This window comes from Blastochloris viridis, assembly GCF_001402875.1.
Taxonomy (GTDB): Bacteria; Pseudomonadota; Alphaproteobacteria; order Rhizobiales; family Xanthobacteraceae; genus Blastochloris; species Blastochloris viridis.
In genome coordinates this window covers 2,501,326-2,513,229 of the sequence record NZ_CP012946.1, presented here as the reverse complement: position 1 = coordinate 2,513,229, position 11,904 = coordinate 2,501,326, and the positions used below count along the sequence as shown (strand labels likewise).

At 66.2% G+C, this 11,904-nt stretch carries 10 protein-coding genes; 2 read left to right on the top strand and 8 right to left on the bottom strand.

Translation table 11 applies throughout. From position 1 onward, the window contains the following. Positions 1-31 precede the first annotated feature (31 nt). Positions 32-1,534: a nitrogenase molybdenum-iron protein alpha chain gene (gene nifD, locus BVIR_RS11025; RefSeq protein ID WP_055037708.1), complete on the bottom strand. Its 1,503-nt coding sequence runs from the start codon at positions 1,532-1,534 to the stop codon at positions 32-34. A 64-nt stretch (positions 1,535-1,598) separates the two neighbouring features. Next, complete coding sequence (gene nifH / locus BVIR_RS11020; RefSeq protein WP_055037707.1) at positions 1,599-2,492, bottom strand: nitrogenase iron protein; 894 nt, start codon at positions 2,490-2,492, stop codon at positions 1,599-1,601. A gap of 368 nt (positions 2,493-2,860) precedes the next feature. Here nifH and BVIR_RS11015 point away from each other — a divergent pair, with 368 nt between their 5' ends. Further along, positions 2,861-3,226, top strand: coding sequence for a 2Fe-2S iron-sulfur cluster-binding protein (locus BVIR_RS11015; protein WP_055037706.1), 366 nt, complete (start codon positions 2,861-2,863; stop codon positions 3,224-3,226). 247 nt (positions 3,227-3,473) lie between these two features. On the opposite strand, the gene BVIR_RS11010 is transcribed toward BVIR_RS11015, so the two are convergent. The 6 genes from BVIR_RS11010 to BVIR_RS10985 form a co-directional block, all read right to left on the bottom strand. Then, positions 3,474-4,307: an SIR2 family NAD-dependent protein deacylase gene (locus BVIR_RS11010; RefSeq protein ID WP_055037705.1), complete on the bottom strand. Its 834-nt coding sequence runs from the start codon at positions 4,305-4,307 to the stop codon at positions 3,474-3,476. Positions 4,308-4,502: 195 nt separating this feature from the next. Then, on the bottom strand, positions 4,503-4,808 hold the full coding sequence (locus tag BVIR_RS11005) for a ferredoxin family protein (protein ID WP_055037704.1): 306 nt from the start codon (positions 4,806-4,808) through the stop codon (positions 4,503-4,505). Between the two features lie 90 nt (positions 4,809-4,898). Further along, the gene (locus BVIR_RS11000) at positions 4,899-6,206 is read right to left on the bottom strand and encodes an FAD-dependent oxidoreductase (RefSeq protein WP_055037703.1); all 1,308 of its coding nucleotides are present in this window, start codon (positions 6,204-6,206) and stop codon (positions 4,899-4,901) included. 11 nt (positions 6,207-6,217) lie between these two features. Further along, a complete protein-coding gene (locus tag BVIR_RS10995) occupies positions 6,218-7,324 on the bottom strand; it encodes an electron transfer flavoprotein subunit alpha/FixB family protein (RefSeq protein ID WP_055037702.1) in 1,107 nt (368 codons plus the stop codon). 22 nt (positions 7,325-7,346) lie between these two features. Beyond that, positions 7,347-8,192, bottom strand: a complete 846-nt coding sequence (locus BVIR_RS10990; RefSeq protein ID WP_055037701.1) for an electron transfer flavoprotein subunit beta/FixA family protein — start codon at positions 8,190-8,192, stop codon at positions 7,347-7,349. Positions 8,193-8,738: 546 nt separating this feature from the next. Beyond that, positions 8,739-10,775 carry a lytic transglycosylase domain-containing protein gene (locus BVIR_RS10985; RefSeq protein WP_055037700.1) on the bottom strand — a complete coding sequence of 679 codons (2,037 nt, stop codon included), beginning with the start codon at positions 10,773-10,775 and terminating at the stop codon, positions 8,739-8,741. 219 nt (positions 10,776-10,994) lie between these two features. Between BVIR_RS10985 and dapA the strand changes: the two genes are divergently transcribed. Beyond that, positions 10,995-11,885, top strand: coding sequence for a 4-hydroxy-tetrahydrodipicolinate synthase (gene dapA, locus BVIR_RS10980; RefSeq protein ID WP_055037699.1), 891 nt, complete (start codon positions 10,995-10,997; stop codon positions 11,883-11,885). The last annotated feature ends 19 nt before the right edge of the window (positions 11,886-11,904 follow it).

Below are 11,904 nucleotides of genomic sequence, written 5' to 3'. Positions count from 1 at the left end.
CGGCCACTGACGCCAGTTGAGGGGTCGCCGATTACTCGGCGGCCTCGAGGTATTTCTCGTCCGACTTCTTCCACGGCGGGGTGAACAGGCCCCACACCGGGTTGTTGATGGCGAGATCCATGTCGCGGGCGAAGATCGCGAAGCCGTCATAGCCGTGGTACGGGCCGGAATAGTCCCACGAGTGCATCTGGCGGAACGGAATGCCCATCTTTTGGACCGGGTACTTCTCCTTGATGCCGGAGCCGACCAGGTCGGGACGGATCTTCTCGACGAACTTCTCCAGCTCGTAGCCGGTGACGTCGTCATAGATCAGCGTGCCGGCCTTCACGTAATGCCCGGTGCGCTGGTAATCGTCGTTGTGAGCGAATTCATAGCCCGTACCGACGATCTCCATGCCGAGATCGGTGTAGGCATCGACGACGTGGCGCGGGCGCAGGCCGCCGACGTACAGCATCACCGACTTGCCTTCGAGCCGCGGCTTGAACTTGGCGAGCAGCGCGTCGACCATCGGCTGGTACTTGGCGATGACCTTTTCCGCGTTCGCCTCGATTTCGGGGCCGAACTCCTTGGCGATCTTGCGCAAGGAGGCCGCGATCTGGCTCGGGCCGAAGAAGTTGTATTCCAGCCAGTGGACGCCGTGCTTCTCCTCCATGTGCCGGCAGATGTAGTTCATCGACCGGTAGCAGTGGATGAGGTTGAGCTTGGCCTTCGGCGCGCGCTCCATCTCGGCGAGGGTGGCATCGCCCGACCACATGCCGATGACGCGGAGGCCGATCTCCTCGAGCAGACGGCGCGAGGCCCAGGCGTCGCCGCCGATGTTGTAGTCGCCGATGATGTTGACGTCGTAGGGCGTGCCCTCGAACTCGATCGGCTTCTTGTCGAACACCCAGTCGCGGATGGTGTCGTTGGCGATGTGGTGGCCGAGCGACTGCGACACGCCGCGGAAGCCCTCGCACCGCACCGGGATGATCGTCTTGTTGATTTCCTTGTTCTTCTTCTTGGCCACCGCCTCGATGTCGTCGCCGATCAGGCCAACCGGGCATTCCGACTGGATGGTGATGCCGCGGGAGAGCGGAAACATCACTTCCAGCTCGTCGATGATCTTTTCGAGCTTCTTGTCACCGCCGAACACGATGTCGCGTTCCTGGAAGTCGGAGGTGACGTGCAGGGTGACGAAGGCGTCAACGCCGGTGGTGCCGTTGTAGTAGTTGCGGCGCTGGGACCCGGAATAATGGCCGCAGCCGACCGGGCCGTGGCTGATATGGACCAGATCCTTCACCGGGCCCCACACCACGCCCTTGGAACCGGCGTAGGCGCAGCCGCGGATGGTCATCACGCCCGGAATGGACTTGATGTTCGATTTGACGTCGCATTCGCTCAGCGCGCTCTCGCCGTCGGGCGCAGCTTCGGTCGGCGACTTTGAGACCGCGAGATGCTTGCGGCGGCGCTTGGCGAACTTGTCGGGGTAGGCGGACAGCACGTCCTCGATCAGCTTCTCTTTCGAGGCGGCGTCGGTTTCTATGTCGCGGCTCATGTCATTCCCCTCTCGGGATGTCGGCAGGTGCCGGGCCGGCGGAGGCGGCCCGGCAGCGATCGCGTCAGCCGGCAGCGGCGGCCTTGGCGGCTTCCTTGGCCGCGAGTTCGGCGAGCTGCTGCTCCTCGGTCTTCATGATGCCGAAGTCGAGCAGCATCTGCTCCAGTTCGTCCATCGACACCGGGGTCGGGATGGTGCCCTTGCCGCAATTGTCGTGGATCTTCTGCGCGAGGGTGCGGTACTCCTGCGCCTGCTGGGACTGCGGGGCGTACTCGATCACGGTCTGGCGGCGCAGCTCGGCGTGCTGCACGATGTTGGCGCGCGGCACGAAGTGGATCAGCTTGGTGTTGAGCTTCTTGGCCAGGGCCTCGGACAGGTCGATCTCGCGGTCGGTCTGGCGCTCATTGCAGATGAGCCCGCCGAGCCGCACGCCGCCGGAATGGGCGTACTTCAGGATGCCCTTGGAGATGTTGTTGGCGGCGTAGAGCGCCATCATCTCGCCGGACATCACGATGTAGATTTCCTGCGCCTTGTTCTCGCGGATCGGCATGGCGAAGCCGCCGCACACCACGTCGCCGAGCACGTCGTAGGAGACGTAGTCGACGTCGTCATAGGCGCCGTTCTCCTCGAGGAAGTTGATGGCGGTGATGACGCCGCGACCGGCGCAGCCGACGCCGGGCTCAGGACCACCGGCCTCGGTGCACTTGATGCCCTTGTAGCCGATCTTCATCACGTCTTCGAGTTCGAGGTCCTCGACCGAGCCGGCCTCGGCGGCGAGGCTCAGCACCGTGTCCTGCATCTTGGTGTTGAGGATCAGGCGGGTCGAATCCGCCTTGGGATCGCAGCCGACGATCAGGATCTTCTGACCCATCTCGACCAGTGCCGCGAGGGTGTTCTGAGAAGTGGTCGACTTGCCGATGCCACCCTTGCCGTAGAACGCGATCTGTCGAAGTCCCATGGAGACCCCCGTGTCCTTCCTTGTGGCGAGCCAGCGCGTCGCCGTTGAACCTGACGGCCCGATGCCGCCTCGGCGATCCTCGTTACAAGCGCCGTGCCAACTGCGGCCAGCGATCGCGCCAGCGGGGGAAACCACGTGAAATCAACGGTTTCGCGGGCCGTTGCGACAAACGCCCGGCGAACCAAGACGCTGTCGGGTGTCCGACAAATGCGACACGGCTGTCGGGCGCAGGCGGCTGAGGTCGCGATGTCCGACACCGTACACGGCGGAACAACGACAGTGTGTCGGTGGCCCGGGCCTTGCTTGCGGCAGTGTCGCGCGTGGCCGTCACGTCACGCGGCACGGACATCAACACAGGGGACTTCTTGATGCCCAATGTCACGTTTTCATCGCCTAGCCTTCACAAGGACGTCACCATCTATGCAGTCGCCGGCGATCGCGGCACCATCCTGGCGCTCGCCCAAAAGCACAGCATCCCAATCCCGTTCGACTGTCAGAACGGCGAATGCGCGTCCTGCCTGATCGAGGTGGTGCCGCTGTCGGGCAAAGTCATGGGCATGGACCTCACCGAAAAGGAGAAGACCGTACTGAAGTCGCTCGGCAAGATCTCGGCGGAGGAGATCAAGCGCGCCGAGAACGACGACATCCCGCCGCGCTATCGTCTGGCCTGCCAGACCATCATTCGCGACGAGGATATCCTGGTGCGCTTCTCCGGCGAACCCGGCGGCGCGTAAGGCCACGCGGGTCTCGCCGACGCTCGCCCGGGATGACGAAGAGGAAAGATCGTCATCCCGGGCAAACGGCGAAGCCGCGCGGGACATGACCTCAACCTGTCGCCCCGGCCAAGCGAAGCGCGAGCCGGGGCCGTTTGCAGGAAGGGCTGTCTTTTCCTGCAGACGATCCCGGCTCGGCGCTTGGCGCCGTCCGCGATGACAAAGCACGAAGAAGCGGGAAGTTGCCCGCACCGGGGACGCCGTCCTCTCAAGCCAGCGCCGCCAGGGCATCCGCAAGCGGTGCGTCGATCAGGGCGATCGACTGCTCGGCCAGGAACGCGCGTTCGTTGCGGGTGAGGGAGGAGTCCTCGGCGACCCAGATGTGCGGTCCGGCCGAGCGTTTGGCGATCTGGCGGGCGAAGATACGCAGCATCTGGTCGTCGAACCGGCAGCCCAGGAACACAAAGCCGAGCTTCGCGCGGCGCGCCTTCACCACGGCGGGGATCGGCGTCTGGATGTCGATCTCGGTCAGAACCTCGACATAGTCGGAATCCGACACCAGCACGGTGCCGCGCGTGCCGACCGCGCCGTGCGGCTTGTAGAGCACGGTGGTGACGCCGTCGGCGGCCGCTGGGTCGATCTCGTTCCCGGCCGGGTCGAAGGCTCTCGTCCAGATGTCACCGTTCTCGCCGGCGCGGGTGATGCCCTGGATTTCGCACCAGTCGGTGCGGCCGGCCTCGATCAGCGCGGTGCGCATCGCGCTATCGTACCAGGTGTCGACCACCAGCGGCAGCGGCAGCCGTGCAAGGTACCGGTGCAGCGGCAGCGCGGCGATCTCCGGCCGAAAGATCTCGGCCATCAACGCGCTCAGTGTCTTGCGGTGGCGGCGGCTTTCGATGAATTGCGCGGTCTGCCACAGATTGTCGCGAATGCGACCCGACACCGCAACCTTGGCATTGAGCGCGTGAGAGAGCGCGAGCGGCGTGGTCGGCACCGCGCAGTCCGGCCCGAACACGCCGGCGCCGAGATAGGGTGCCAGCCGCCCATCGGCGAAGCCGGCGCGGATGTCGGCGAAGCTCGGCGGAAGCGGGATTTGGGTCATGGCTGGTCTTGTTTCCTTCTGCAGGCGATCCCGGCTCGGCGCGGGATGCTGCGCATCCGGCGCCGTCCGGGATGACGAGACTTCGCCGTCACCTCGTCGTTCCGGCGAGGCACCCAAGTGCGCAAGCTGGAACCGTCAGCAGAACCCGCGCCATTTCGGCGCCAACCGTTCGCTGGCTGCGCGAAACGTTCCGCGTCAGCCGAACTTGAACAACACGCCGTAACCGCCGCGGGGATAGCCCCACTCGATGGCACCGGACGGTTCGGCGATCACCCGGCAGGTGCCGCATTCCATGCAGCCGTCCGGCGTCACCTCGACCTGGCCCTTGGCGTTGAGCTCGTAGCAGCGCGCCGGACAGATCTTGATCAAGGCGAGCAGCTCGGGTGAGGGCTCGAGGTGCGCCTTGATCTTGACGTGCGGGCGGCCGGCATCGACCAAATAGCGGTTCTGGAACAGCTTGTCCTCGACCCGCGGCTCGTCGACTTTCGGGGGTTCCACCATGGTCGGTTCTCCGAGTTCTATGCCGTGGTCCCGGCTATGTCGGTCGCGCTGGCGGGCGCGACCCCGGTTCCCACGTTTGCTGAAAACGCTTTAGCGCCAAGCGCGCGCGAAACGGAAGGCGTCGCCGAGCAAGCCGGTGAGCGAGCGGCCGGCGATGAACGACTTCACCGTCGCCTTTTCCTTCTCGATCTTCGGCACGCCGTCGACGCGGACGTAGGTCTGCATCGCCTTCGCGATCAGCTCCGGATAGGTCAGGAAGAAGTTCCTGGACGAGGTGTGCAGCAGCGCCGGCATGTCCTTGTACTTCTTCAGATCCTTGATGACGAAGGAGTCATCCAGCATCTTCTTGTAGAGCTTGAGGTTGTCGGCGGTGAACGGATCCTTGCGCGATTTGATCTGGAAGATCGCCTCGCCGGCGATTCGCCCGGAGGTCATCGCGAGGTTGGAGCCCTCGCGGTGAACGGCGTTGTTAAGCTGGGCTGCGTCGCCCACCACCACCCAGCCGTCGCCAAAGAGCTGCGGGATGGCGTTGAAGCCGCCTTCCGGGATCAGGTGCGCGGCGTATTCCTTGACTTCGGAACCTTCGATCAGCGGCGCCACCGAGGGGTGGCGCTTGAACGCCTCAAGCAGGCCGTACGGGGTCTGGCCGGAGGTCTTGAGATCGCTGACCAGGCAGCCGAGGCCGATCGAGATGCTCTCCTTGTTGGTGTAGATGAAGCCGACGCCGGTCATGCCCTTGGAGATGGTACCGGCGGCCTCGATCACCACGCCTTCGTCACCGTTGAGGTTGAAGCGCGCCTCGATGGTCTCGCGCGGCAGGAAGTGCATCTCCTTCACCGCCAGCGCCACGTTCTCGGGCTTGGGCACCTCGCGCAGGCCGGCACGCGAGCCGAGCAGGCCGTTGACGCCCTCGGCCAGCACCACCACGTCGGCGTGGATCTCGCCGCCCTTGCGGTCGGTGCGCACGCCCATCACCTTGCCCTGCGGGTTTTGCACCAGCTCGATGGCGGTGGTCTCGCACAGCACCAGGGCGCCGGCCTTCTGGACCTCCTTGGAGAACCACTTGTCGAACTGCGCCCGCACGATGGTGTAGCGGTTCGGCTTCTCCTCGTTGAAGTCGTCGGAGCGATACTGCAGGCCGACGTGCGAGGTGTCGTTCATCATCCAGAAGCGCTGCTCGACGATGTGGCGCTCGAGCGGGGCTTCCTCGCGGAACTCCGGCACCAGCTTCTCCAGCATGTCGGCGTAGAGGATGGCGCCCTGCACGTTCTTGGAGCCGGGATATTCACCACGCTCGAGCTGCAGCACCTTCATTCCGCGCTTGGCCATGGTGAGAGCGGCGGCGTTGCCGGCCATGCCGGCGCCGACGACGATCGCGTCGAACTTTTCTTCGATCATGGCTCTTTCCTTCAGCCGGCAAGCTTGTCGCTGATGTGCGGCGACAGCCGCTTGCGGAATGCCTCGGTAAGCAGGGGCAACAGACGAATCGCATCGGCAACGATGCCGACATGGGCGAAATCGAAGATCGGCGCGTTCTTGTCGGTGTTGATCGCGACGATCAGGTCGGCGCCTTCGACCCCGACGCGATGCTGGATCGCGCCCGAAATGCCGGCGGCGATGTAGAGCTTGGGCCGGATGGTCTTGCCGGTCTGGCCGATCTGGCGGTCGGTCGCCGCCCACCCCTTTTGCACCAGGGGTCGCGAGCAGCCGTATTCGGCGCCGAGCACGTTGGCGAGTTGCTTGACCAGTTGGAAGTTCTCCGCCGAGCCGAGGCCAAGCCCGCCGGACACCACCACGTCGGCAAAGGCGAGGTTCGACTTGGCCGAGTCGCGATCGGGAATGTAGGACAGCACCTTGGTGACGATGTCGTCCTCGACCATGCCGAGCGGGTGGGTGACGATCTTGCCGATCGGCTTCTGCACCCGGTCGGGCATCGGCATCACGCGCGGACGCACCGTCGCCATCTGCGGCCGGAAGTTCAGCGTGTAGATGGTGCACAAAAGCGAGCCGCCGAAGGTCGGGCGGGTTGCGGCAAGCGAGCCGTCGGCGTCGACCTCGAGCTCGGTGCAGTCGGCGGTCAGGCCGGTCAGCAGGGTGGTCGCCACCGAGCCGGCGAGGTCGCGGCCCAGCGTGGTGGCGCCGAGCAGCAGGATCTCGGGCTTGTAGGTGTTGACGAGGTCGGTCAGCGCCTTCGAATACGGCTCGTTGCGGTAGTTCTCCAGCACCGGGTCGGTGACGGTATAGACGACATCGGCGCCGTAGCAGAACGTCTCGGCGACGGCGTGGTCGGTGGCCTCGCCGGGGCCGCCCAGCACCACGCCGGCGAGTTCGACGCCGAGCTTGTCGGCGAGGCGGCGGCCGGCGCCCATCAACTCGAACGACACCGGGTGAACGTGGCCGCGCTCCTGCTCGATGAACACCCAGACGTGCTTGTACGCCTTGAAGTGCTCGGGCAGGTCCTTCTTGGCGGCGGCGCGGCTGTTCGCCGGGGCGGGGGTGGCGGGGTTTTCTGCCATGTGACGTGCTCCCGTTCGGCGTTCAGTATCCGCGCGACAGCTCGGCCAGTTCGGCTTCGAGCTTGGGCGCGCGCTTGAAGATGGCGTTGATCAGGGCATCCGCCGGCGGCTCGCCGGCGGGGTCGACGAATTGCGCTTTCTCGGCGCGCGGGGTCGGCGCGAACACCCGCTTGACGACGGTGGGCGAGCCCCTGAGGCCGCACTTGGTAACGTCGGGAATGCCGGCGTCCTTGGCGCTCCAGCTCACCACATCGGCACGGGCGGCGCGCAGCGCATCCATCATCGAGCCGCGGCGGATCTCGTTGGTGCCCTCCAGCATGGTGATCAGGCACGGCAGCGGCGACTTCAGCACCTGCACGCCGCCTTCGGCTCTACGGTGCACCTCGATCGAGCGGCCGTCGAGATCGAGCTCGGCGACCTTGGCGACGTAGGTGAGCTGGGTGAGGCCGAGACGCTTGGCGATGCCGGGGCCGACCTGGGCGGTGTCGCCGTCGATGGTCTGCTTGCCGGTAAACACGATGTCGACCGCGCCGAACACCTCGCCGATCCTGGTGATGGCCGAGGACAGCGCGAACGAGGTCGCCAGCGTGTCAGAGCCGGCGAAGAAGCGGTCGGTGAGCAGCACTGCGCGGTCGGCGCCGAAAGTCAGCGCCTTGCGCAGCGAATCCGCCGCCATCGGCGGGCCCATGGTGAGGATGGTGACCTCGCCGCCGAACTTGTCGCGCAGCCGGAGGGCCTCCTCCACCGCGAACAGGTCGTACGGATTGATGATGGTGGGCACGCCCTGCCGCATGATGGTGTTGGTGACCGGGTGGACGCGGATCTGCGCCGAATCCGGAACCTGCTTGATGCAGACCACGATATGCATCGTGTCGCTCTCCTCATGAATTCGCTGTGAACGAAGCAAGCGGCGTACCAGTTTCGGTTGCGGCGCCGATTCTATCGATAATATAATTGGTTATCAGGATATCGCGGGCTTGGGCTTATGTTCGGCCGGGCGAATGCGACACGATGCTGTCGGGAACGCGACATCAGGCGACAGAGGGTGAAAGGGGTGGAGGAGGAGTGAAGCACTCTGTCGCGTCCGTCACCGCGGTCGTCCCCGGCGAGCACCGCGAAGCGGGGCGAGGGAAGGGGACCCAGGGACCACGACATCAAATGATAGGCTCCGCTGAGCCAGGACGGGCCGCAGTGTCGACGGTGCATTTGTCTCGATGGGCGTGGTGTTCCATGGGCCCTCTTCCCTCGCATGGCTTCGCCACGCTCGCCGAGGGCGGCAGGTCGAGGTTCACGCGCATCCCGGACGGCGTCGGTGTGCCTCCGGTAACGGCAGGGAACATTGCCTCGATCTTTGTACGAAACAGAACGCCGGCCCGAGGGCCGGCGCCGGCGACCGTCACGATAGAGGTCTGGTTCACCGCCCGGTGCGCAGATCTGCCTCAATCTTGAGCGCCGAGCGGCCGGAGAAGCGCACACGGTAGACCTGCAGGTTCTCCAGGACCCGCTGGACGTAGTTGCGGGTTTCGAAGAACGGGATCATCTCCACCCAGTCGACCGGATCGACCTTGGGATCGCGCGGGTCGCCGAACCGGCCGACCCAATCGCGCACCCGGCCGCGCCCGGCGTTGTAGCCGGCGAACGCCAGGATCATGTTGTTGTCGTAGTCTTGAACCAAGTCGCCGATCTCGGCGGCCCCGACCTGCATATTGTAGACCGGGTCGGACAATAGCCGCTTTTCGTCGAACGGCAGTCCGAACTTCCGGGTGACGTAGCGCCCGGCCTCCGGCGTCACCTGCATGTAGCCGAGCGCGTTCGCGCTCGACACCGTGCGCGGGTTGAAGGCGCTCTCCTGGCGGGCGATGGCGTAGACCACCGGGATTTCCGCGGACGGCCCGACCGGCGGGAACGCCGGCAGCCCGATCGCCGGGAACGCCGCCGCCTCGAACGGCAGGCCCTGGTTAACGGCGCCGCGGCCGACCAGCAGCATGGCACGGGCGTCCTTGCGCTGGGCGGCGAGCTCCGCCAGCGCCGCCAGCTGGTCGGGGTCGCGCATGGTCTCGCCGAGTTCGGCGTACATCGGCACGGTCAGGTCGGTGCGGTTGATGTCGTAAAGCAGCCGCAGCGACCGCCCGAGGTCGGAGGCCTGGAACGCGGCGCGTCCTTGCGGCGATGGCTGCGGCAGCCCCGGGATCGGCAGGTCGGTGAGGCCGAGCTTGGCGCGCGACAGCTGGCCGTAATAGGCGGATACGACGTGGGCGCCGCGCTCATAGGCGGCGCGGGCGCCGGCGCGGTCGCCCGCCGCCTCGGCGGCGCGGCCGAGCCAGTAGTGGCCACGGGCCTGGCTGGTCGGGTTGCCGGTGATCTGCATGATGCGGGAGAAATGGCTGCGGGCGGTGCCAGGGTCGCGCAGGAACCGCAGCGCCACCCAGCCGGCCATGAACTCCCGCTCGATCTTGTAGTTTTCCTTGTCGGGCACGGCGGCGCCGGCGGCCATGCGGTAGGCGGCGCGGGGGTCGCCTTCCTCGATCAGGCGGCGGACCAGCAGCCGGCGCTCGATCCACCACTGGTCGGTGTCGACCAGCGCGCGGGCGTCGTTCGGCGCCCGGAACACCCACTCGGCGGCAAGCTTGCCGTTTTCGTCGCGCCGGTAGAACTGGGAACGGGCATAGATGTAGTTCGGCTCGCTGCGGGCGGCGGGCGGCACCGCCTCGAGCAGCTTTGCCAGCGCCTTGTCCTTCCTGATGGCGGCAATGCGGGCCCGCGCGACCGCCACCATGTCGGGGCCGACCCGAGCGGCATTGCGCATCGCATCCTCGGCGTCCTCGGCATAGAGGAACATGTCGGTACGCGCCTTGTGGTCGGCCCGGCCGAGCAGCGGCCCGAACATCTGCAGCACGTCGTCCTCGCCGTCTCTTGAGAACGGCTCGGTGCGCCAGGCATCGCGCACCAGCGCCTGCGCATTGGCGCGGTCGCCGGCTTCCAGGAAGGTGCGGGCGAGCGCCAGCTTGCCCTTGCCGGAGGTCGGGCGCGAATTGGCGAAGAAGGCGCGGATGGTGGCGCTCGGCGCCCGGTCTTCCCACAGCGCGCCCTCGGCGCGCTTGCGGATCAGGCGCGCACCCGGCCAATAAGGATTTTCACGGACAAAGGCGGCAAAGCGATCGAAGCCGACACCGGTGGTATCGCGGCGAAGGCGCATCCACTCGACGGTCTTGCGGGCGGCCGGATCGCGCAGGCCCGCGGCGATCTGGTCGGATTCCGCACCCCGTCCGCGCTCGATCAGCGAGATCGCCTGGGCGGCGGCGGAAGCCTCGTTGCTGACGGTCGGGGAACCGAGGCCGCCGAACAGGCGGGAGGCTGCGTTAGTAACGACCAACTCATCGTCGCCGGCAACGGCAGGAACGCTCGCAAAGGCAACGATCGCGGCAGTGGCGAGGGTGGCGGCTGTTCGCATAGCTTGCTCCGGATAAGCCACCTTCCGGCGATCTCCTTTAGGAAGTGTTGACCAATTGCGGCGACGACCGGGCCTTTCCGAGGATGCCGGCGGCGACCATGACGGCGCGGTACGGCGAAACAAGGGCGCCGAAAGGCCTTCCTCCGACGTCGGATCACCATTATTTAGGACGGTTACCGGGGGCGTCAGCCCGCACGCCGACCGCGAGGGACTATTGTCATGACGGCCAAGAGCAATTTCCGCGGATCCTTCACCGCCCTCGTGACCCCGTTCAAGAACGGCAAGGTCGACGAGGCGGCGTTCCGGGCGCACGCCGCCTGGCAGGTCGACGAGGGCACCAACGGGCTGGTGCCGATGGGCACCACCGGCGAGTGCCCGACGCTCAGCCACCACGAGCACAAGCAGGTGGTGGAATGGTGCATCCAGGAGGCTGGCGGCAAGGTGCCGGTGATTGCCGGCGCCGGCTCCAACTCCACCTCCGAGGCCATTGAACTGGCCCGCCACGCCGAGCAGGCCGGCGCCGACGGGGTGCTGGTGGTGACGCCCTATTACAACAAGCCGACCCAGGAAGGGCTCTACCAGCACTTCAAGGCGGTCAACGACGCCATCGGCATCCCGATCATCATCTACAACATCCCGGCGCGCTCGGTGATCGACATGTCGGTCGACACCATGAAGCGGTTGTTCGAGTTGCCGAACATCACCGGGGTCAAGGACGCCACTGCCAACGTCGTGCGGGCGTCGTTGCAGCGTCAGGTGCTGGGCCCTGACTTCAACCAGTTGTCCGGCGAGGATGCCACGGCGCTCGGCTTCATGGCCCATGGCGGCCATGGCTGCATCTCGGTCACCTCCAACGTGGCGCCGCGGCTGTGCGCGGCGTTCCAGGCGGCGTGCCTGGCCGGCGACTACGCCAAGGCGCTGGAACTGCAGGACCGCCTGATGCCGCTCCACACCGCGCTGTTCCTGGAGACCAACCCCTCGCCGGCGAAGTATGCGCTGTCGCTGCTCGGCCGCATGTCCGACGATGTCCGCCTGCCGCTGGTGCCGACCTTCGAGCCGACGCGGCGCGCGGTGCGCGAGGCGATGTCCCACGCCGGTCTGCTCAACTAGAGCATTCTCCGCAAAAGTG